Origin of the sequence: Haematobacter massiliensis, assembly GCF_000740795.1 — a bacterium.
Taxonomy (GTDB): Bacteria; Pseudomonadota; Alphaproteobacteria; order Rhodobacterales; family Rhodobacteraceae; genus Haematobacter; species Haematobacter massiliensis.
On record NZ_JGYG01000027.1, the window covers coordinates 1 to 22,495 of the forward strand.

Here is a 22,495-nt window from a genome sequence, read left to right on the forward strand (position 1 = left end):
CCGCCATGATCCGCCACGAGGGCATAGAGGCCGGGACTGGCCACGCCCTGCAGATCGCCTTCGGCGGCGGCATCGGGCAGGTCTGGCTCGACAATGCGCTCATCGGTCAGGTGCAGACCGGCATCGACTGGCAGCAGAACTCCGAGGCCCTGATCGTCGGGGCCGACAATTCCCGCAGCACCGCCGGAACCCAGGATGCGCTGCGATGGGCCTTCGACGGCGCGATCTCCGGCTTCGCCGTCTATGACCGCGGCCTTTCCCCCGACGAACTCGCCGATGTGCTGGGCGCGGAAATCCCCGTCTCCCCCGGCTCCGGCGCCGGCCCCGCCCTCCGGCTTGCGGGGGTGCGCGATCTCGATCTGTCGGGCAACCTCGTGCTGCCGGAGAAGCTGGCCCAGCGGCTGGACCCGGTCACGGCCATTGCGCATGACCCCGCCCTCGCCCTGCCGGAGGCGACCATCGCCTTCGGCTTCAGCGCCGACCGCGTCGACGGCAACCGCGCGCTCTTCTCCAAGGATGCCGAAGGCACCGGCCATGGCCTTGGCGCCTGGATCAGCGGCGGCACCCTGCACATCGCCTTCGAGGATGGCCGCACCACCGCCATGATCCGACACGAGGGCATAGAGGCCGGAACCGGCCACGCCCTGCAGATCGCCTTCGGCGGCGGCATCGGGCAGGTCTGGCTCGACAATGCGCTCATCGGTCAGGTGCAGACCGGCATCGACTGGCAGCAGAACTCCGAGGCCCTGATCGTCGGGGCCGACAATTCCCGCAGCACCGCCGGAACCCAGGATGCGCTGCGATGGGCCTTCGACGGCGCGATCTCCGGCTTCGCCGTCTATGACCGCGGCCTTTCCCCCACCGAACTCGCCGATGTGCTGGGCGCAGAGGCGCATCTGCTGCTCTGACGTCGCACGATCTCGCGATAGGCGAAACACTCATCCTCATTCGCCTTGAAAGCGAGTGAGGCTGAGTCATAAAGGCCGGGAAAGGAGCCTGTTTTCATGACACCCTCCGCCTTCATGACGCCTTCCGCCTTTCTGCGCCGCTTCCGCCGGTGTCTTGCACTCGCGCTGCTCATGGGCCTTGCCGGGGGGGCCTCGCTCTCCGCCGCCTCCCCCTATCCGCCGGTTCCGGCCGTCGATCCCGGCGCTCCCGGCGGATCGGTCCGCTTCCCGGAAGGAAACTGGACATCCGACCGGGCGGGGCGCGGCCTGCTGCTTCAGCCCGGGCAGGGCATCGCCCTTGCCGGATCGGGGCGTCCGCAGGCGATCTTCGCCCTTCTGCGCCTGCCGCTCGACAAGCGCGACGGACGGCTGACGAAGGGGATCATGGGCCATGCGGGCAAGGGCGGGAACCGGTTCCGGCTGGGCCTGGGCAATCCCGGACATTCCGTCCCCGAACTCCGCAACCGTTTCACCGCCTCCCAGATGGGAGGGCGGGGCAGCGCCGTGGACCTGGCAAGCGCCCTCTGGGACGAGGAGGCGGCCCTTGTCGTCTTCTGGCACGACGGGACGGGCACATGGCAGATCGACTGGTATTCCCCCCGGACCGGCGACCGCCATCCCGGGCCACCCCTCACGGATACCGGGGTCACGGACAGCGGGGAGATCGCGCCTTTCAACATCGGCGGCTGGGGCAGCCTCACCGCTTTCGGGGGGTCGACCAATCCGGGGCGTGACCCTTTGTGGGACGGGGAAATCGGCGCCGTCGGTATCGTCACCGGGCCGCTTCCCCCCCCGGAGGACTGGTCGCGCATCGCCCGCGGCGCGCCGTTCCGGGCCGTGCTGCCCGCCGCGGACCTCACCTTCCTGCGGGAATTCGACGGAACACCCGGCAGCCTCTCCCCCGCTCCGGGAGAGGGCACGGCGCCCACCGCCAGCGTGGCGGAAACCGCCGCCGCTCCCGAAGGGACGACTCCCGGCTCCACCCTCCGCCGCCAGTCGGAGACGGAATATGTCACCCTTGAGCAGAAATCGGCGGGGATGGTCTTCGGCCTGCACTGGGGAGAGCGCGCGAGAGACGTGCCCTTCTCGGGCGAGGCCTCCGGCCCGGTGGAGCTTCGCGTCATCGAGGCGGCCACGGGCAAGGTGGTGCAGGACTGGACCCCGATGGGACCGCTGCAGGGCAACCGCTGGTCGGGGAGCCTGCCGCTTCCCGAAAGCGAGGCCGGCTGGCTCTTTGCCGATGCGCGGCTGGCAGAAGCGCCCGGGGTGATCGCCCATGCACGCAGCGAATTCGGCGTGGGCTACAAGTTCCTCGTTATGGGACAGAGCCAGACGTCCTATCCGCTCGACAACACGACCCGGCGGCTCACCCCCGACGCGCCCATGTCAGGCTCCGTGGCCCGACTCCTTGCGCTGGGAGCGCGGGAGGAGCTGGGCGATGCGGCGCGCCGGCCCGTCATGGGCCGGATCGGGGCCGGCCCGCAGGCAGGGGGCGACGGGGTCGTCGCCTTCCTGAACCAGTTCCGCCGCCTGAAACCCGGCACCCCTTTCATGCTGATCGACGAGGCCGTGGGCGGCACCTCCATGGCACGGCTGCTCGGGGGGGAAACCACCCGGGCCGACCGGCAATGGGCCGACATCACCGACAAGCTGGACCTCTGGGGACGGGATGTGACGGCGGTGCTGTGGAACTGGCTGATGAACGAGGGCGCGATGAACGGCAAGAACGTGGCGCCGCTCATGTCGGCGATGTTCCTGCCCGGTCACGCAGGCGACATGGCCCATTCGCTGACGGCCGAGTTGGAGCCGGGCTGGACGCTCGGCGTGCTGGCCAGCGACCGGGAAAGCCGCGTCAACGGGCGGGAGGGGATGCGCGCGGCCCGCGCGGCCTTTGCCCAGCAGCATGGCTTCACGCTGGGGCCGGTCGTTTCGGACTACCGGATCGGCGACAGCGGCGGGGCGCATCCTCCGGCGCAGTTCGACACTCCCGAACAGGGCCGTTATGGCCCGCCGGAGACATTCGACCATGGCAGCGCCCGCTTCATGCAGCGGCTGGCGGTGATGGCGCTCCAGACGATCGGCGAGATCCCGGATACCGCCGTGCACCCCCATTACGCCAATGCCCGCCTGACCAAGGACCGGAGACATATCCTCATCGACGTGGTGGCGGTGAACGGGGGCCGGATCTACAGCCCCGCGCCTACTGCGCTCCGCTCCTGGTATGTGAAGGAGCCGGGGAAGGACGCGGCCTTCGTTCCCACCATCGCGCTGGGGGCGAGCGCCGAACTCGACACCTCCGTCACCCCCCCGCAGGTCAGGATCACACGGGCCACCGGGCTCTGGCCCGCCGGCACGCTCGTCCGCCGCATGGACGACGGCGAGAAGCGCCCCGACAAGGATGGCGCGGCCGAAGATGCGATCCACGCAGGCGGCATCTATGAAAGCTGGTCACAGGATCCGTTCGGCTTCGGATTTCCCGTAGTCGGCATGAAGGACGGCAAGGGCCGCTGGCGTCCGCTGTTCGAGATGCGTCTCGCAGCCCCCTGATGCCAGCCGGGGCGCTGACGCAATCTCCGACGCATCCGGGCTCCGGCGATCCAGGCTCTGACGCATCCCGGGCCGGAGGCTCCGGCGACAGGCCCGTGGCGTTGTGCCAGTCGTCCAGGGGCCGATCACGGTGCAGAACCGCCGCGTGCCTCAGGCAACGCAGGCATTCCCCGGCATGCTTCCCGGGCGCGCTTCCGGGGCATGTTTCTCATGGCCGCGTCGCAGCAGGGAGGAGGCCAGCACAGTCGGGGGGCCGTCCGCTTATCGGCACCCCCTGCCGGTTCAGCCCTTGGCGCCCTGACCGCGGGCATAGACATCGTCGTAGCGGATGATGTCATCCTCGCCGAGATAGGAGCCGGTCTGCACCTCGATCAGCACCATCGGCACCTTGCCGGGGTTCTCCATCCGGTGCACGGCGCCCAGCGGGATGTAGACCGACTGGTTCTCCGTCACCAGCTTCACCTCGTTGTCGACCGTCACCTGTGCCGTGCCGGAGACGACGATCCAGTGTTCGGAGCGGTGGAAATGGCTCTGCAGCGAAAGCGCCGCGCCGGGATGGACCACGATCCGCTTCACCTGGAAGCGGTCGCCCAGAACCAGCGTCTCGAACCAGCCCCAGGGGCGGTGGTCGCGCGGGAAGCTCTCGGCCTGCTTGGCGCCCTTCTTCTTCAGCGCGGCCACGGCCTGCTTGACCTCCTGCGCGCGGGAGCGGTCGGCGACCAGCACCGCGTCCTGCATGGAGACGACGATCGTGTCCTTGAGCCCGATGCCCACCAGTTCGAGCCCCTGCGTCTCGGACCGCAGCAGCGTGTTCTCGCAGTCGATGGCGAGCGCGTCGCCCCCGGTGGCGACGCCCGCCGCATCCGGCCCCATCTCGCGCCAGACCGCGTCCCAGCCGCCCAGATCCGACCAGCCGGCCGCAAAGGGCACCACGGTGAGGTTCTGCGCCTTCTCCATCACCGCATAGTCGATGGAGATGTCGGGCGCGTCGCCGAAATCCTCCGGCCCCAGCCGCAGGAAGGCAAGGTCGGTCTTCGCGCCCTCAAGTGCCGCGCGCACCGGGGCGAGCACGGCGGGGGCATGGGCCTCGAAAGCCGCGATCAGCGTGGCGGGGGTGAACAGGAAGATGCCCGCGTTCCACAGGAAGTTGCCCGCGGCCAGCATTTCCTCTGCCCGTTCGCGGTCCGGCTTCTCGACGAAGCGGGAGAGCGCCACGGGCGCCTCGGCTGAACTTTCGGCCAGTTCGAGCCAGCCGTAACCCGTCTCGGCATGGGTGGGCCGGATCCCGAAGGTGACGAGCTGCCCCGCCCGCGCCGGCCCCATCCCGCGGGCCACGGCGGCGGTGAAGGCCTTCGCATCCGGGATCACATGGTCCGAGGGGGCCACCAGCATCGGCTGATCGGGGTCGGTTCTGGCCAGCCAGAGCGCGGCGGCCAGAATGGCGGGGGCGGTGTTGCGCGCCGCCGGTTCGATCAGGATGGCGCGCGGCTTCACGCCGATCGCATCCATCTGCTCGGTGACGATGAAGCGGAAGTCGGACCCCGTGACCACCACGGGGGGCGTGAACTCCGTTCCCGAAAGACGGGTCACCGAAGCCTGAAAGAGCGATGTCTCCCCGATCAGGGGGGCGAACTGCTTGGGGAACGACTTGCGCGACAAGGGCCACAGACGCGTGCCGGAACCACCACAGAGCAGGACGGGAGTGATCATGCAGAAACCCTTGATCGGAATGAGGCCAGCCGGAAAGGCAAGCGGCAGGAAGAGGGGCCGGGCCGGAATACGACTTGGCCAGGTCATTGCGTCCTGGCGGTCAGTATTGCGAGGGGCCGGCTTTTCGAGGCGAAGGTCGCACAGTCATGCGGTAGCGCGGCCATAATGGCAAGGCGGGGGAAAGCGTCCAGCAGACCCTGTGATGACAGGCCCCCGAAGGCATGCTGGCCCGCGTCACACAGTCCCGCGCCACGCCCCTTGAAGGACGCCCCCTGAAGCACACCGACCCGTAAGTCACGCAGGCGGCCTGACGGCGGCGATCCGGCGCTGACCCACGACCTTGGCCGGCGCGCCGACCGCAATGGCCCAGTCGGGAATGTCGCCGGTGACAACGGAACCTGCCCCCACCACCGCACCCTTGCCGATCCGGGCGCCCGGCAGGATGATCGCATAGGCGCCGATCCAGGCATCATCGCCTATGAAAATCTCCTTTTCGTCCATGGCATTGGACCGCACGGGCTGGCCATCGTTGAAACGGTAGTTCGCGGCCGTCAGCATGACCCGCGGGCCGAAGGTCACGTCGTCTCCGATGACCACACGCCCCTTCTCCGAGGGGCCGGCCCAGAGAAAGGTGCCGGAGCCGAGATGCAGCACCTTTCCGGCGGTGATGTTCTCGGGATTGGCAATGGAGGCGTTCGGCGCAATCTCGGGACGCGGGCCGATCCGCCCCCGCAGGGTCCGCATGGGCGTGACATGGGTGTAGTTGTAGTAATTGACCACCTTCAGCATATGCACCCAGGCGCGCGGATCGAAGGTGCTCAGGATGAGGCGCAGAAGGCGCTTCGGTTTCGAGGTGCGCTTCTTGTGGGCACCCTGGGAAGAAGAGGAGCTGTTGTCTGCCGGCACTGGGTCGGTTCCTTCATCCTGCCGGTCTGGATGTCCGGCCTCTTTCTGAATATCAGGCTGCCGCACAAGATCAATCGCCACAACTACAGGTGGCGGATACAGGCTGTCCCGACAACACCCCATGGGAAAAGCGCCGCCTTCTTCGGCAGTTCACGGCCATGCCTGCCCTGCAGCGTGGCTTCGACCGGCGATTTCAAGGCCGCGCGAATGAGGCCGGCCTATCCCACCCCGGATCCTTCTTTGGCAGGTGCGGTCAGGTATTGCCTGCTGGCGCAAAAGGCGCTCTCATGATAGACAGAAGCCGGGCCTGCCCCCCGGACCTGCCCGACAGCCGTCCGGCGGTTTTCGAGCGGGACTGGGCCGGACTCCTCAGGACCGCAAGGATGGCGTGCAGGACGTGAAATTCAGCGGAAACAGAGCGGTATCCGCGCAGCACGACAGAGGCTCCGGCCCCCGCAGGGGCCGAGGTCAGGCACGAACGATGGCGCGGACGGGCGCCCCTCACGGGGCACCGGTATTACGGCAACCGGGGCTTCGGGAAGCTGTCTTGGCAAAGGTGATCGGAAAATGATGGCGGTCGTTTCACTTCTGCTTGCAGGGCTTGTAATTGTGTTCATCACCTCGCTCACCAAATTCGAGCGACAGGACAAGATAGCCACCATCTGGCTGCTCATTGCCTTTGTCATAGGGGGCCTCATGATGGGCCCGGACGCCAGTGCATATCGGCCTGAGAATTCGGTCTGTGGACGGGGCTGTCCGCCCGAATTGCGGGGCAGGATACTGATCGACCTCTGACGCCTATCGTTCCGATACTGTCAGGACCGGGATCTGCCGCTTTAAAACCGCAAACCCGTCAAACCCGCCGGCCTTATCTGCCGGAAGGAATGCGAATATATCACTTGCGGCAACCGCATCGGCCCCATTCCCCTGGGAACAGGCATTGCCTGGTTCGTCCCCTGAAATGATCCCCCAGAATACCGCTGCATCAGGGGGGAACCGCTTCAGACGAGAATGAGGGGATGGGCGTCGATATAGGCTGCCAGCTCCTGTGGCGTCATGCTTTCGTCCACGACCAGAACCCCGTTGAGCGCGCCGAAATATGCCCCGTGCATCGCAGAGGTCGTCCCGGCCGCACTGTTGGAGTTCAACGCTCCCAGAATGAGGCTGTCGGAATTGTCGGTCCAGTCCATATTGGTCTCGACCTGGCCGAGATGCGTGTTGTTCACCCACACATCCGCGACACCATTTCCAAAGCTCGCCACGACGGAATAATCCTTGTAGCGTTCGATGCCTTCGTACCGGAGCGCTTGCGTGCCGTCGTCATCCTCGAATTTGACGACGAGGCTGCCGTTGCTGATGGCGATGTGGAATCCATCCCCCAGCCCGGTGGAATCCCGTGAGACGAGGCCCCTTCCGCCATTGACCAGTTCGGGACGGAAGTTCAGCGCCACGGTTCCTTCCGTCGTGGAGAACTTGTCATCCGTCTCTGTGACGATGGCATCCCTCACCGTGTTTTTGAAGTCGGTGATCCCGCCGTGATAAAATACCGTATGCGAGGTGTCCTTGGCCGCCTCCACCGCCGCGAGATAGCTTTCCCGCGCATCGACATGGGCCGAAAGCTGACTGTACGTCATTCCCTGGTCATAGATGCGCAGATCTCCGACGGTGCCTGAAAAGAACGACCTCGGCCCGTATTTTGAAAGCCCTCCATCGGCGCCGAGGATCAGATCGGAGCCGTTCTTGGACCAGTCCATCCCGGTCTCCACCTGCCCGATGGATCGGCCGTTCAGCCAGGCTGTCGCCTTGCCATCGTCAAAGGACATGACGAGATTGTAATCGGTTTTCGCGGCAATCCCGTCATGGACGATGGTCTTGATCCCGCTGTCATCCTCAAAGCGGAGGGTGAGCGTTCCGCTGTTCACCGTCGCCGAGAAACCATGATCGAGACCGGCGGAATCCTTTGACAGGATGGTGCGCGCTCCAGAGGCGGAATTGGCCGAGAAGGTCAGCGAAACCGTCGCCTCGTCGAGGTCGAGCGTGCCGCCGTCGGCGAAGCGGAACCAGGATTTGCTGTGCCCCTTGAGGCTGAGGTTATCCGTTTCCTCCATTACCAGACGTGTCACGCCGAAGTCGTTGTCCACGCCCGCCAGCAGTTCCTTCAGCCTTCCCTGAGCGCCGTAGCCGCTGCCAAAATCAATGGCCGATCCGGCGACAGGCAGGAAGCTCTTCCAGCCGATATACTGCGGGCTCTGGAAGATGTCGGTCTGATCGCCGGTGGCGTTGAACCACTTGCCGGTCCCGAAATTGTAGTTGTTCCAGGCCGTCGTCCCGTTCCCCTCGTCCCCGATGGCACGGGAGACGTTGCCGGTGACGCTGATGCCTTCGTTGTTCCAGCCGGCGAGACGGATATTGGCGCCGTTGCTCCACTGCGTGGCGATCATGGAATTGTCACGGATGACGAAATTCCCGTCCGCCCCGTTGATATAGATCGTGTTGATATGCTGCGTCCAGATAAGGTTCTGTTCGATCAGGATATCCTGGAACCCCGTGGCCCCCATCGGGCCGTTCATGAAGATGCCCTGAGGTCTCACCGATCCTGTGGAGAGATCGTCGTGCAGGATATTGCCGCGGATCGTGATGTCATGCGGCGTCGCCCCGTTCAGGCCGAACATCTGGATGAGATCGGGGTGGGTCGGCGGGCGGGCGACCGTATCGGAGATAAGGTTGTTCTCGACCACGACGTCATGGCTGTTTCCGACGATCCGAACCAGATCGGTGGTCACATCATGAATATAGTTGCCCCGGACAGACACATCGGAAGCCGCCTGCAGGACAAGGCCGAAGCTCCCCCCCCCAATCGTATTGCCGGAAATGTCCGCGCCTTGTGTATCGCGAACGGTCAGGTTGGTGATGGTGGAATTTCTGACCGCCACATTGCTGGAATTATACCAGATCTGCAGTGAGTTGGAGACATCAAGGCCCTCGAAAGCCAGATTGCTGGCTCCGCGCACATCCATCTTGGAGAAGGTCGCTTTTCCCGGATTGAGCGCCGCAATTGTGACGGTACTGTCATACTCCGGAAGCTGCCCTTTCAAGCCACTGGAAAGGTAGAGATATCCATAATCTCCATCTTCCAGAAGGATCGTATCTCCGCCCTTCACGACACGAAGAGCCGAAAGCAAATCATCAACCGAATCTACAAGTTTGATCGCCATATCGTCTCCGCATGCTCCCGCAGCTCTACCTATGGTTGTATCAAACCATGGTGAACAACTTACGGTTTTATTTCCACAACAAAAATAATAAGCGAGACATGTTCTGCAATGCAGAATGGCTCATCTGCGGAAGATTGGGCAATATTTCGCGAAACGGTCACTCGGTAAGCGTTTTCTCGCGCATTGCTTTCCATCTTGTGGAACCCTTTTCATCGGGCTGTCCCACTGCCAAAGCGGGCATTCGGGATATTTCGCCAGTTTCGCCCGAGACTTGCATTAAGGCGCGTGATTCTCCGTACGGGAGAAAGATTAAGATTGCCTGTCTTCATGGAGACAGGCGGGAAGGAACACCGGATTCGGCGCGGCATCGGCAGGAGCGCCCGGAAAGCACTTGGAAAGTCCTGCTTTGGCCCAGGACGGCGGCTGAAATCCGCCCGCTGCAAGACGGCGGGCGGATTTCCGGGAATCGGCCAAAGGGCTGCCTGAGCGGGCGGCGCGCTCTCAGGCACCGAATCCCTTCCTCACATGGGCGAAAGATCGCCAGGCCCGGCGGGTTCCTTCTTTCTGCACGCGCATCAGGATTGCCCCGGAGCATCCCGGTTATTGTATTCCTTTAGGAAACAATACTTTCAAACAGATTGCGCCAGAGACCGCTGTCATCCCGCATACCCACCACGGGGAAGCCGAATCCCAGCGGATCCTGCGCCCAGGCCTCATAGAGGCCGCCCGCATGGATCGTATCCTCGGCCGCGCCATCGTTGTCGGCCCGCTTCTCACCATCGTCCATGCGCTGCACGACAACGCCCGGCGCCCAAGTCCCGGAGGCGCGGGTGATCTCCACCTGCGGCGGGCTGACAGAGGTGTTGAGCACGGCCTGGGCGCCTTTCTCCCCCGTACTGGCGAAGGAAAGATCGCCTTCCTCCTTCACATACCACGATCTGAGCGCAGTGGGCGCGGGGCTGTAGATCCGGCCCCCGGTCACCGCCACCACGTCGATGAGGATCTTCCTCCGATCGGCGCTGAACCGGGGATTGGCGTAGCAGGGATGCACTTCCACATCGGAAAGCCCGCCGATCGTCTGGAGCGCCATCACCCCCATGCGCTGCATGAAGCGGGGGATGCCGTGATCGAAGGTTTCGGGGGGCGTATAGCCCAGGATGCCGGGATTGGTGAACTGCTTGCCCGGATGCGGGCCGCCCGCATTCTCGATCCGGTAATCGGAAACGACCGGCCCCAGCGTGAAACCGTTGTCATGGGCAAAGGCGGTGCGGGCCGCGCGCATCCCCTCCCGCCCGATGATCCGGCTTTCCCGGTCGCCGCCCAGCACGCCGAGCGTCCAGCCCGGCTCCAGATCCCGCACCAGCGAATGGGCCATGTCGCCTGCGTGACCGGGCAGGAACATCGCCGACATGAGCGGCACGACATTGCTGCCGTTCATCGCGCCCTCGTTCATCAGCCAGTTCCACAGCACCGCCGTCACATCCCGCCCCCAGAGGTCCAGCTTGTCGGTGATGTCGGCCCATTGCCGGTCGGTGGCCGTATCGACCTCTCCCGCCAGAAGCGCGCGCATGGAAGTGCCGGAGACCGCCTCGTTGAGGATCATGACCGGGGTCTTCGGCTTCAACCGGCGGAACTGGTTCAGGAAGGTCACGAAACCATCGCTCGGCGCATATCCCACGCCCGTGCCGATCCGCCCCATCACCGGACGCCGCGCCTCCGCGCCGAGGATCCGCCGCAGGCCGAGATTGACCAGCGTCGCGACAGAGCCGCTCATCGCCGCCCCCGGTTCCAGCGCGAGCCGTGTCGTCATGTTCACCATGGGCATCGCCGTCTGGCTCTGCCCCATGATCATGAACTTGTAGCCCACGCCGAATTCGCTGCGCGCATGGGCCACCACCTCGGGGGCGCCCACCAGCCGCGCATCGGCGAAAAGCCAGCCGTTCGCGCTTTCCGGCAGCGATACCCGCCCGCTCCAGATGCCGTTCTCCGGGGCCGTCGGAAGGGGCATCGGCACCCAGTCGCGGACGATCCTGCCGGTCTCCGCCTCGAACACGCGGATCTCCACCGGCCCGGAGGCGCGCCCCGCAAAGGGCACCGATGCCACGGTCTCCCCCGGCTTCAGCCCGAAGACCATGCCCGCCGACCTCTGATCGAAGGTGACGAAGCGCGTGGCCGACTGCGGGCGGAGCGTCGATCCGGGAAGGAGCATCGTCCCCCCGGCAGAGGGGGAGGCATCGGCGACGGGCACCGCGGGCCGGGTCCGGTCTGCCGTGGCCCAGGCAGGGGCGGCAAGGCTGGCCGCCGTGCCGTCGAGCTCCCGTATCCAGCGGACGGCCGGGACCGGCAGCACATCCTGCGGACGGGCGCCGCGGGCCAGTGCGGCCCATTCCGCCGGGGCGACCGTGCCGTTCAGATAGCCGACGAGCGCAATTTCACCATCCCACAACTCCTCGACAAGCGGGTTCGTATCCGTGGCGAAGGCCGTCATGTTCTGCGCGCCCCCGACGGTAAAGCCCGACAGGGCCGCACCGGAGGGGTTCACCCCGGTGAGGCTGGAGACCTCCCCCGCATGGTGCGTCCCATCGAGGAGCGAGTACCAGTCCACCCCCCACCGGTCCGTCCCGTCATGCCAGAAGACGACCAGCGCCGCATCCTCCGTCCAGGGAGCGCTGCGCAGGTTCACGCTCGCGCCCCCCGCGCCGTACTGATAGCCCTGAAAGCGGTTGCGGGAGGCGGAGGAGGAGTTGTTCGGATTGCCATAGGCAAGCCGGATGCGGTTTCCGCCGCTGCCCTCGCGCCCCAGGATCGCCTTTGTATAAGGCCCGTCCCGCTTGTCCACCGGCAGGCGCACCATGGCGAAGAGCGCGGAGGGTGTGCCGGAGCCGGTAAAGACCTCACTCCAGCCCTGATGGAGCAGGCCCTTCCATCCGGTCAGGCCCGCCCGCCCGGCATGCATGTTCCAGTTGCCTTCGGGGAATTTCAGCGAGCCTCCCGCCGCCGCCAGCGGAACGGGCGGCACGTCCGGGTAGAATTCCGGCTCTGCGGGGGGAGTGACGCTTCTGCCGCCGCGACCGGCACCGATCAGGCGGGTAAGGGAGGTTCCGATATGGATCATGCCGTTCCGAGCCTCCGCTTCCCGTGCCGCGGGGTGGTTTTCCTCGGATATCCGCCTGCCGGGGTGATCCCCGGCCAGGGGGCGATTCGCTTCCGCTGCCGTCCCATTTCCATCTCCTGCCCAGATGCGGACCCCGGAAAACCGGGATCCGGTGCAATGAGCGGGCAAGCTACCTCTTCCGGGGTAAGCAAGGCGTTGGCAGGGCGTACGCTCCTCCCCCCGTTGCGGCAACGGCCTGCTCGAAGCGGCCCGGCAAGTCAGGAGAGCCAGCACGGCGGATGGGATGTCTCTCCCTCCTCCCGTCACGAAAAGCCTGCTAATGCCGCACTGCAGCAACAGAATCGGCGCAGCGAAGGGGGACGGGGCAGATATGCCCAGGGAGCCACCGGAGGGAAACCGCGGCAGGCTGCCCGCTGCGGAATGCAACCGGAAGGATGGAATGCGAGACAATTTTCCGGGCATTCCGCCCCCCGGAAACGGCTCGTTGCCGCCTATACAACCCTCTCAGGCGGAGAGGTGCCTTGTATACTTTGCCAAGTTTAGGCAGACTCAAGTCATTGTTTTTTGAGAGTGCCGCCCCCGTGTCAGGTTTCAGTCAAATCAGAACCCGCCTCTTCAAGATCCTCGTCAAAATCACCGAATTCAAATACCGCCACCTCTATGGCATGGATCTGGGAGAGCATGTCCGCATCTCGCGCGGTGCGCGGCTGGACCGGACCAACCCGAAGGGTGTGCATATCGGGGATTACACCGCGATTACGGGCGGTGCAGCAATTCTGACCCATGACTTCGTCACCCGCACGTGGAAGGACACTTACGTGGGCAGCAATTGCTTTCTGGGCTTCAACGCTATCATTCTTGCCGGAGTGAAGGTGGGGGATGGCTGCATCATCTCTCCCAACACCGTGGTTGTCCGCGATGTGCCGCCGAACAGCGTCGTGATGGGCAATCCGGGCAAGGTCGTGGAACAGAACATCGTCACCAGCAAATGGGGCATCCGTCTCGACAAGGGCAACGACAGCCCCGTCGCCCACTGATCTATCAACCGGCCGGACCTCCCCCGGCTTCCCAAGGAGAACAACATGAACGCCATCTTGGACAAGGATGCCGACCTGAATTCCGCCATCCGCAAGGTCTTCAATGACGTCTGGGACGTGGAAGTGCCGGGCCAGCCCGCGCCGGAGCTGAACGACGATACGGTCCTGCTGGAAAGCGGGCTGGACAGCCTGGGCTTCGCCATCTTCGTCTCCACCCTGGAGGAAGAGCTGGGCTACGACCCGTTCACCATCGCGGAGGATGCCTATTATCCCCGCACCTTCGGGGAATTCGTGGCCTTCTACGACAAGTACCGCCCCGCCGTCTGAGCGGGCGGGCAGGCTGGCGGATTGCCGGCTGCATGATTTCTGAACGGTTTGCCGGGGCAGTAATGGCCACACTCAGGGAACGGCTGGCGGCACGTCCGGGAACGGATGTGCTGATCCGGGAAAACGCGCGCGACATCACCGTCGCCGAGGCGCTGGCGGAGGGGCCGAAAGGGCTTCCGCCCTCGGCCCGCGTTCTGCTCTCCATCCACGACACAGGGGCGCTGGCGCGCACGCTCGTCGCGCTGGACGGGGGGGTGGAGGCGCTGCTGCTCGCCTCCTACAGCTTCTCGCCCGAAGTGGTCGAGGCGTTGGCGGGGGTGGCGGGGATCACCCATATCGTTACCGACCGGGAGGAGCTTCTCGCAGCACGGCCCGCTCCCTCCGCATTGGAAGACGCCGCACCGGAAGACGCCGTATCGGGCGGCGGCGCCAGACCAGCCGCTGCGGCGACCACGGGGCCATCCACGGGGGTGACCACTGGGCCAACTCTTGGGCTGACCGTCGGGACAACCGCCGCCGAGGCGTCCGAAACGGCGCAGGGGAGCAGGGCGAGCGCAGAAGCCGCTGCCCCCTCACCCGGAGCGGCAAGCGCCGAAGCGGCATCAGCGGTCAACGCAACCGCGACTGCCGCGACTTCCGCCTTACAGTCCGGCTCCCCGCAATCTGGCTCTCCGCAGTCTGGCTCCCCGCAGTCTGAACCCCCACAGTCCGGCTCTACACAGTTCGACCCTACACAGTCTGAATCCCCACAATCCGACCCTACGCAATCCGACCCTACACAATCCGGCTCTCCGCAGTCCGGCCACCCGCAATCGGCACCGGCCGGCGCGGCTCCCGGCCGGAGCGGAGGCACCCTCCCCACCCTCACCCCGGAGGCGGCGCGTGGCCCGGCAGGCGCCACAGCGCCCGTCGCCACAACCTGGCTCATGACCACTTCGGGTACGACCGGCGTGCCGAAGATCGTTACCCATAGCGTGGCCTCGCTCACCCGGTCCGTTCGGGGAACGCGGCCGGAGGCTCTGCCGGTCTGGGGGCTGCTCTACGACATGACCCGCTTTGCCGGGATGCAGGTGGGGCTGCAGGCGATGACCGGCCACGGCACGCTGGCCGCGATCGACCGCGACGCCGCCCTTGGGGAGCAGGTCGCGGAGATGGCGGCGGCAGGTGTCACCCATCTCTCCGCCACGCCGACGCTCTGGCGGCGGCTGCTCATGGCGCCGGGGGTGGAGGGGCTGCCCCTCCGCCAGATCACGCTGGGCGGCGAGATCGCCGAACAGCCGGTGCTGGATGCGATCCGCGCGCGGTTCCCCAAGGCCCGCGTCACCCATATCTATGCCTCGACCGAGATCGGCGTGGGCTTTGCCGTGAACGACGGCCGGGCGGGCTTCCCCGAAAGCTACCTCTCCGCCGAGGCCCCCGCCGGCCTTGCCATGCGGGTGGAGGAGGGGATGCTCTGGCTCCGCCCCCCCGAAGCGCACCGGACCCGCTATCTGGGGGACAACCAGCTCGACATGGATACGGAGGGCTATGTCCGCACCGGCGACCAGGTGGAGATCCGCCCCGATACGGAGGGCGCGCGGGTGCATTTCCTCGGCCGCGACAGCGGTGTGGTGAATGTCGGCGGCGTGAAGGTCTATCCCGAACGGGTGGAGGCGGTGCTGACCGCCGATCCGCGGGTGAGCCTTGCCCAGGTCACGGCGAAATCCAGCCCGATCACCGGCAACCTGCTCGTCGCCACCATCGTCCCCGCCGACCCCGCCGCCGACCGCGCGGCGCTGAAGCGGGAGCTCATGGCCCATGCACAGGCCCATCTCGAACGGGAGGCCGTGCCCGCCATGTGGCGTTTCGCCGATCATCTGGAGACGAATGCCGCCGGCAAGATCGTCCGTTCCCAAGCAAAGGCCTGATCCCCCATGACGACCCCGCCGAACCTGAAGACCGTCATCGTCACCGGTGTCTCGCAAGGCCTGGGCCTTGCCATCGCCCGCCGGGTGGCGGCGGATCCGTCCTACCGGCTCGTCGGCCTGTCGCGGAAGCTGACCCCGGCCTATGAGGCGCTGATCGCCGAATACGGCGCGGACAAGGTGGAGTTCCACCCGTTCGACGTGAGCAATCTGGACGCGATCCCCCCCTTCATCCGCGAGACGGTGGACCGGCACGGGCCGATCTGGGGCGTGGTCAACAATGCCGGCATCGGCAAGGACGGGGTGCTCGCCACCCAGCACCTGACCGACATCCAGTACATGATCGACGTGAACCTCACCTCCGCCATCGTCTTCGCGAAATACGCCTCCCGCTCCATGCTCTCGGCCCGGGCGGGGCGGATCATCTCGATCTCCTCGATCATCGCCTCCACCGGGTTCAACGGGCTGGCCGCCTATGCGGCGACCAAGGCGGGGCTGGAGGGGTTCACCCGCTCGCTCTCGCGCGAACTCGGCAAGCGGGGGATCACGGTCAACTGCGTGGCGCCGGGCTACATGGTCACGGAGATGAGCCTCGGCATTCCGTCGGACAAGATGGACTCGATCAAGCGCCGCGCGCCGCTCGGCCTGCCCGATCCGGACGATGCGGCGGGCGCGGTGATGTATCTGCTCGGCCCCGACGGCGGCAAGGTCTCCGGCACCGTCATCACGGTGGACGGCGGCTCCACAGCCTGACGTTTCGCGCGCGAAACAGGGCGGCTCCGACTGCAGGCCCCAGGTTCCGGCACGGCGGCAGTCGTGCTCTGACGAGCGGGACGCGGGATGCGTCCCCGCTGGCGGAGGGGTGCAACATCAGGCTGTCTGACGGGCGGTCGGGCAGGTCTTCCGCGGCAACGCCGCAGGGGACCTGTCGTGACCGATAGTCGCGCGCGAGCCCGCTGACGGCGGCGGCGCGCGGCGATATGCTGAGCATCGCGCCTGCCTTCCCCAAAAGGTCCGCCCCAAAAGGTCCACTCCCGAAAGACCCAAACCCAAAGACCCCTGGGCCCTCAGACAGACCGGAAAGCCAAGAAACCATGACCTCCCTCCAGATCGCCACCTATCTGGCAATGGCCCTTGTCTATGCGGCCCTGATGACCGCGGGCGCGGCTCTGGGGCTGCGGATCGTGGGACGGCGGATCGGCGGGAGCGGGCTGCTTTTGCTGCTCTCGACGCTGTTCATGATCACCCTCGCCCTCTATCCCTTTCCCGACCGGGCGACATTCACCTGTGTGCCGGACGAGGTGCATACCCAGTTTCAGCCCTTTCACTTCCTGCCCGCTTTCACCCGGCTGATCGAAAACGGCGCGCCGTTTTCCGCCTGGGTGACCAATCTCACCGTGGCCTCCACGATCATGAACTATCTGGTCTGCATGGTGATCGGCCTCGCTCTCGCGGGCGTGACGGGGCGGTGGCTGCTGGCGGCGGGATTTGCCGCCACGCTCACCCTGGGGATCGAACTCACCCAGATCACCGGCAACTGGGGCCTCTATCCCTGCCCCTACCGGCTGTTCGACGTGGACGACCTGATCATGAACTTCGCGGGGGTGATGACGGGGTTCGCGCTGTGGCGCGGAGGACGGGCCCTCAGGGAAGCGCGCGGGCAACCGGCAGGCGGGCGGGAGCAGGCGCCACGGCATAGCCCTGATCCCCGAGATCGACCGTCCTGAGCACGGTGACCCGGTCCGGGTGACGTGCCTCGATCGCGGCCAGCGCCCGTGCGGGCAGGGTCGCCAGATCGAAATCATCCCGGTGCGTGCCGATGACCCGGCTTCCCGCCGCCAGAAGCCCAAGCCGCACCAGCCAGTCGCGCGCCTCTTCGCCCAGCGTGGCGGGATCGGCGATCCGGGGATCATCGCGGAACTGGACCGTGACCAGCGACCGGCCCGCCGCGACGGCCGGCACGGCAAAGGCGGTGACGTTCCGGGCGCGCTTCACCACCCCGTGCCCGATCACCTCCACGTAACCCGCGAAACCGGGGGGCGGCCCCTCCAGATGCAGGACGGCGCTGAAGGTGCGGAGGCGCAGGCAATCCTGCCAGAGCGGCTCCATCCCCGCGATCGGCGCATGGGCGCGCGACGACATGACGAGCCTCCGCGCCCGGACCGGGCCTCGTGCGGTTTCGGCCAGCACGCCCGCCGGGCCGATACGGATCCGTTCGATCCGGCAGTCCTGCACCACCCTCGCGCCTGCTGCCTCCAGCCGCGCCAGGGCCGCCGCCATGACCGCGCCATATCCCCCCCGGGGATAAAGGATCGGCAGGCCGAGATGGCGCAGCGCCAGCCCGGCATTGGCGAACGCATGGCCCGCCTTCTCCGGCTTTCCCCGGAGCGCGGACTTCCCCGCCACCAGCCCGTGAAGCAGCACCCGCGTGAGCCGCATCGGAATGCGCCGCCCGCGCCAGAGGCCGAAATCCGGCGTGTCGCGGAGGATCTCCTCCTCCGGCAGCAGGTTCTCGATCACCCGGTGGATATGGGCGCGGTTCTCCATCAGATGCACACCGACCTCGACCGAGCGGTAGCCCAGCACCTCGGGCAGGTGCCACGACCCGCCCGGGCGCGATGCGGCATCGACGAGGATCACCCGCTGCCCGGCCTCGGCAAGCACGATCGCCTGGAACAGTATCGGCGGGCCGGTGCCGATCATCAGCGCGTCGTGGATCGGCCCCGCCTCTGCGCCGGATTCGGCCCCGCATTCTGCGCCGAATTCTGCCCCGGCCCAGGGGCGGGCCGCTTCGGCGTCCTGCCCCCGATCCGGCCCGGCCTCAGGGATACCGGTGTGAGATATACCGGTGTCAGGCATAAAAGCCGGTCACCGCGTCGATCACCCGCGCGACCTCCTCCCCGGTGAGCTGGGCATGCATCGGCAGGGACAGCACCTCATCGGCCAGCCGCTCCGCCGCGGGATAACCGGCCCCGTCGGCAAAGGCGGCAAAGACCGGCTCGCGGTGGAGCGGGCGGGCATAATGGCGGCGGGTGGCGATGCCGTGGGCGGCAAGGTGACCGGCCAGCGCATCCGGGTCGGGGGCGAGCAGCACGTATTTGTGCCAGACATGATGGCAGTCCCGCGGCCAGGACAGCCGCGTGACCGGCAGGCCGGCAAGCCCCGCGTCATAGGCCGCGGCAATGGCCGCCCGCTCCGCGACCCACCGCGCATGGTGGCCGAGCTTGACGTTCAGCGCCGCCGCGGTGATGGCGGGCATCTGCGAATTGAAGCCGAGCATGCGGGATTGCCCCTCGTGCATCCCGTGATAGCGCAACGCGCGGAGCCGCGCCGCGACCTCCCCGTCATCGGTGACGACAGCCCCCCCGGTGCCGAGCGCGGAGAGGACCTTGAACCGGTCGAAGCTGAAGCTGGAGATATCCCCCATCCCCCCGGCAGGGCGGTCCCGCCAGGCGGCGCCGAAGTTCTGCGAGGCATCCTCGACCAGCAAAAGCCCGTGGCGGCGGGCGAAATCCTCCACCGGAGCGGGGTCGCCCATACCGCCGAACAGGCCGACCCAGACCATGGCCCGCGTGGCCGGCGTCAGCCGCCGTTCGGCATCGGAGAGGTCGAGGGTGCAGGGCGCCTCCTCCCGCTCCGCCTCCCCCATTCCGATATCGGCGAAGACCGGCCGCGCCCCGGTGCGCAGGATCGCCGAGGCGGAGGCGATGAAGGTGAAATCCGGCACGATCACCTCGTCCCCCGGCCCGATGCCGAGCGCCATCAGCGCGAAGGCCAGCGCATCCGTGCCCGAGGTGGTCGCGATGGCATGGGCCCGCCCCGCCGTCTCCGCCACCCCTGCCTCGAAGGCGCGCACATCGGCATTGTTGACCATCTCTCCCGCCCGCAGGATGCGCGAGATCTCGGGCAGCAGCTCGGCCTCCAGCGCGGTATTCTCGCGCGCGATACCGAAGAAGGGCACCGGTTCCGGCGTGCCGCTGGCTGTTTCGGATGCCGTCGGGCGGGATTGCACCGTCATTCCGCCGCCATCCGCCAGTCGCGCCCCGCAAGATGCGCGAGATAGGCCGGGATGCCCGCCTCCAGCGGATAGCGCGGCGCATAGCCCAGAAGCCGCCTGGCCTTCGCGATGGAGAGCGTGCCCCGCGTCGGCCGGTCGTGATCGTCGAGAGTATCCGAACCGAGGGCGAGAGCCGGGTGGAAGCTGCGGATCACGTCCACAAGGTCGATCAGGCGCCTGGCCTGGCCATAGGTCATGTTGAAGGTCTCCCCCGCTGCGGCCGGATGGGTCGCGGCCAGCCGGAACCCCTCGGCAATGTCATCGACATAGGTGAAGTCCATCGTGTGGTCCTTCGCGCTGAGCATGACCGACCCGCCCTGCAGCGCCGCCTCGCAGAATTTCTGCACCACCCGGCGATGCTGATCGGTCGGGCCATAGACCGCGGAGGGGCGCACGATCACCGTCTCCATCCCCGTGGGCTTCAGATAGGAGCGCGCGAGCACCTCCCCCGCGAGCTTCAGCCCGCCATAGACGTTCACGGGATTGCAGGGACCCTCCTCCGGCATCGGATCCTGCTGGAAGTCGCCATAGACCATGGAGGAGGAGGCATAGACGAACCGCCGCACCCCGGAAGCTTCGCGCAACACCTCCAGCAGGTTTATCATGCCCTCCGAGAGGGAGCGGGCGGCCGCCTCCACCTGCCGCGAGACGACGGTGACGAGCGGGATGGCCGCCAGATGGACGACGCAGTCCGGGCCGAAGCCGGTCAGCAGGGCGCGCAGGCGCGATTTCTCCATCGTCGAGCAGCGTTCGATCCGCGCGCCCTTCATCAGCACACTGGTCCGGTAGGCGATGTCGGTCTGTATGCGCGGCGAGAGATCCGCCGAATAGCTGAAGGTGAAATCGTCGAGCACAAGGATTTCGTGCCCCTCGTCCAGGAGCCGTCGTGTCAGGTGAGAGCCGATCAGTCCCACCCCGCCGGTGATCAGAACGCGCATGGCCTCTCCAGAGGAAAATTATGTTTTTGAACAATTAACTATCTATAAGGTAAGATATTGCCTCACCTCTGTCGATTGATTCTGCAGCGCATCGGCCAGCCCCCCGCGATAGCGGGCGCCGATGTCTTCCTGGCGGAGGAAATCGAGCGCTCCGCTGCCTTGCGCATCTGCAAGGCGGGCCTTCATCTCCCCCTGCTCCCGCACCATCCGCAGCATGGCCGCCGCGATGGCGCGGGTATCCCGGGGATCGGCGGACAGGGTGAAATCGCCCTCACGGAAATATCCCCCGATCGCCTGACCGCGCGGATAGAGGCAGGGCGTACCGGCCAGCAGCGACTCGGCAAACACCATCCCGAAGCTTTCGGCCCGCGAGACGAGCACGAAGGCCGCGGCGGCGTTGAACTCCTGCTGAACCGCCCCGTTCGGCACCGGTCCGGCGAGCCGCGCCACACCCGGCGCGCGGGCCGCGATCATCCGGGCGAGCGACCGGCGCACCTCCTGCGGCCCGTCGCCCAGGATATCCAGCGTGAGGCCGGGCATATCCCGCGCCGCAAGGGCCGCCGCCGCCACCAGCCGCGAAAGGTTCTTGCGCCGGTGATCGGCCAGTTGAAACGCCGTGACCAGTCGCGGCCCCCGCAGGACGGGGGCGATCAGCGCATCCGCCGGCCCCGGACAGGGGAGCAGAACGGTGGGGCCCGGTCTCGGCCCGAGATGCGCCACGACCCCTTCCGCCGCCCAGGGCGCATAGGGGAAGGCGATGGCCGCCTCCTGCCAGACCCGGCGCAGGAGCGGGCGGAGCAGGGGTTTCGCCCGCAGGATCCGCAGATCGGTATTGCCCTGCACCGACAGCACGAAGGGCACGCCCCAGCGCTGCGCCATCCGCCAGCCGACGATCCCCTCCACCGTCAGCTTGTGCGCATGAATGACATCCGGCCTGAGCCCCCGCGCCCCGCAATCGGCGACCAGCCGGTCGGCCAGAGCGAGGAGATCCCGCCGCAGGCCGATCCCCTTCGGCCAGCCCCGGTAGATCACCGCCCGCTGATCCCCGCCCGCCGCATCGGCGAAGTCCCGGATCGCGAGGCGCGCCAGCCCTCCCCCACGGTTGAGCGAGATCACGAAGGTCTCTGCCGCGCCGCCAAGCGCCACGAGATTGGCGATGGCGCGCGGCTTCCGGGGGTTGATCGGGTCGGGATAATCCGCGGACAGATGAAGGATGCGCATGATCGCCGGCCCCTTATGTCATGCGACTCTAGGACGCTTCCGGCCGAGGATCACGCCGGAAAATCCATTGATATGCAGAGTTCGGGTTTCACCTGGCGGGACCCTTCGAACCGCCCCGTGCAGGGCCGGCCCAACGGCCGCCTTGTCGGGCCGGCCTGACGGTGGAGCGGCGGCCCTTCCGCATGACAGCGCGGGCCGCCGTTTCGCAAACCGCATCGGGCGGGAAGCATCGGGCGGGAATACGATTCGCCGGCGACAGGCGGTAATCGTCCGGGCCGGACGGCAAGGCAGGCAGCCCTGCCTGCTGTTTGCGAAGTCTGCGGCCTCGCCCTACCAGGGAGCGTCCCGAACGCGGTCGATCGAGCTCATGGCCCATCAAGATCATGGCGGAGACCAAATGGAAAAGCAGGGAACCTTCATCATGAGCTCCATCTTTCCGCCCGCTCTGCCATGAACACGCCCGCTGTGTTTCTTTCGTGTGAACCGGGTGGCTAATTCTCCGGGACTGTTGCCAATTCCGGTCCATCAAGATGCATCTAATCCCACATTTCCCAAGTAAGGCGCTGATTTC

At 66.6% G+C, this 22,495-nt stretch carries 16 protein-coding genes; 8 read left to right on the plus strand and 8 right to left on the minus strand.

Annotated features, from left to right (window positions below; genetic code table 11):
* The coding region (locus tag CN97_RS21030; RefSeq protein WP_035714965.1) for a hypothetical protein at nt 1–908 on the plus strand (908 nt) is incomplete at its 5' end.
* A gap of 96 nt (nt 909–1,004) precedes the next feature.
* The gene (locus CN97_RS19030) at nt 1,005–3,494 is read left to right on the plus strand and encodes a hypothetical protein (RefSeq protein WP_035714968.1); all 2,490 of its coding nucleotides are present in this window, start codon (nt 1,005–1,007) and stop codon (nt 3,492–3,494) included.
* Nucleotides 3,495–3,776: 282 nt separating this feature from the next.
* Here CN97_RS19030 and CN97_RS19035 read toward each other — a convergent pair whose 3' ends face one another.
* The gene (locus CN97_RS19035) at nt 3,777–5,204 is read right to left on the minus strand and encodes a mannose-1-phosphate guanylyltransferase/mannose-6-phosphate isomerase (RefSeq protein ID WP_035714992.1); all 1,428 of its coding nucleotides are present in this window, start codon (nt 5,202–5,204) and stop codon (nt 3,777–3,779) included.
* 294 nt (nt 5,205–5,498) lie between these two features.
* Nucleotides 5,499–6,110, minus strand: coding sequence for an acyltransferase (locus CN97_RS19040; protein ID WP_051911475.1), 612 nt, complete (start codon nt 6,108–6,110; stop codon nt 5,499–5,501).
* 567 nt (nt 6,111–6,677) lie between these two features.
* Between CN97_RS19040 and CN97_RS19045 the strand changes: the two genes are divergently transcribed.
* On the plus strand, nt 6,678–6,905 hold the full coding sequence (locus CN97_RS19045) for a hypothetical protein (RefSeq protein WP_131389012.1): 228 nt from the start codon (nt 6,678–6,680) through the stop codon (nt 6,903–6,905).
* Nucleotides 6,906–7,111: 206 nt separating this feature from the next.
* On the opposite strand, the gene CN97_RS19050 is transcribed toward CN97_RS19045, so the two are convergent.
* Both CN97_RS19050 and CN97_RS19055 read right to left on the minus strand, forming a co-directional pair.
* Nucleotides 7,112–9,325, minus strand: coding sequence for a right-handed parallel beta-helix repeat-containing protein (locus CN97_RS19050; RefSeq protein WP_035714972.1), 2,214 nt, complete (start codon nt 9,323–9,325; stop codon nt 7,112–7,114).
* Nucleotides 9,326–9,938: 613 nt separating this feature from the next.
* A complete protein-coding gene (locus CN97_RS19055; RefSeq protein WP_035714975.1) occupies nt 9,939–12,440 on the minus strand; it encodes a hypothetical protein in 2,502 nt (833 codons plus the stop codon).
* Nucleotides 12,441–13,021: 581 nt separating this feature from the next.
* On the opposite strand from CN97_RS19055, the gene CN97_RS19060 reads away from it, so the two are divergent.
* The 5 genes from CN97_RS19060 to CN97_RS19080 all read left to right on the plus strand — a co-directional run bounded on the left by CN97_RS19060 (nt 13,022) and on the right by CN97_RS19080 (nt 17,435).
* Nucleotides 13,022–13,477 (plus strand): acyltransferase, encoded by a 456-nt coding sequence (locus CN97_RS19060; protein WP_051911470.1) that lies wholly within the window; start codon nt 13,022–13,024, stop codon nt 13,475–13,477.
* Between the two features lie 45 nt (nt 13,478–13,522).
* Nucleotides 13,523–13,804, plus strand: coding sequence for an acyl carrier protein (locus CN97_RS19065; RefSeq protein ID WP_035714976.1), 282 nt, complete (start codon nt 13,523–13,525; stop codon nt 13,802–13,804).
* A gap of 62 nt (nt 13,805–13,866) precedes the next feature.
* Complete coding sequence (locus CN97_RS20020; RefSeq protein ID WP_051911471.1) at nt 13,867–15,711, plus strand: AMP-binding protein; 1,845 nt, start codon at nt 13,867–13,869, stop codon at nt 15,709–15,711.
* A 6-nt stretch (nt 15,712–15,717) separates the two neighbouring features.
* Nucleotides 15,718–16,461, plus strand: coding sequence for an SDR family NAD(P)-dependent oxidoreductase (locus CN97_RS19075; protein WP_035714978.1), 744 nt, complete (start codon nt 15,718–15,720; stop codon nt 16,459–16,461).
* A gap of 341 nt (nt 16,462–16,802) precedes the next feature.
* Entirely contained in the window at nt 16,803–17,435 is a 633-nt protein-coding gene (locus CN97_RS19080) for a VanZ family protein (RefSeq protein WP_035714980.1), read from the plus strand.
* Here the strand turns inward: CN97_RS19080 and CN97_RS19085 are convergent.
* From CN97_RS19085 to CN97_RS19100, 4 genes are read right to left on the minus strand one after another with little or no spacing between them, the layout of a single operon-like run.
* Nucleotides 17,353–18,567 carry a hypothetical protein gene (locus tag CN97_RS19085; protein WP_035714982.1) on the minus strand — a complete coding sequence of 405 codons (1,215 nt, stop codon included), beginning with the start codon at nt 18,565–18,567 and terminating at the stop codon, nt 17,353–17,355. The two genes, CN97_RS19080 and CN97_RS19085, sit on opposite strands and share 83 nt — an antisense overlap.
* The gene (locus CN97_RS19090; protein ID WP_051911473.1) at nt 18,560–19,726 is read right to left on the minus strand and encodes a DegT/DnrJ/EryC1/StrS family aminotransferase; all 1,167 of its coding nucleotides are present in this window, start codon (nt 19,724–19,726) and stop codon (nt 18,560–18,562) included. The genes CN97_RS19085 and CN97_RS19090 overlap by 8 nt, the downstream gene beginning before the upstream one ends.
* A complete protein-coding gene (locus tag CN97_RS19095) occupies nt 19,723–20,703 on the minus strand; it encodes an NAD-dependent epimerase/dehydratase family protein (RefSeq protein WP_035714984.1) in 981 nt (326 codons plus the stop codon). The genes CN97_RS19090 and CN97_RS19095 overlap by 4 nt, the downstream gene beginning before the upstream one ends.
* Nucleotides 20,704–20,745: 42 nt before the next feature.
* Nucleotides 20,746–21,924 (minus strand): glycosyltransferase, encoded by a 1,179-nt coding sequence (locus CN97_RS19100; RefSeq protein WP_035714987.1) that lies wholly within the window; start codon nt 21,922–21,924, stop codon nt 20,746–20,748.
* Nucleotides 21,925–22,495: the final 571 nt, after the last annotated feature.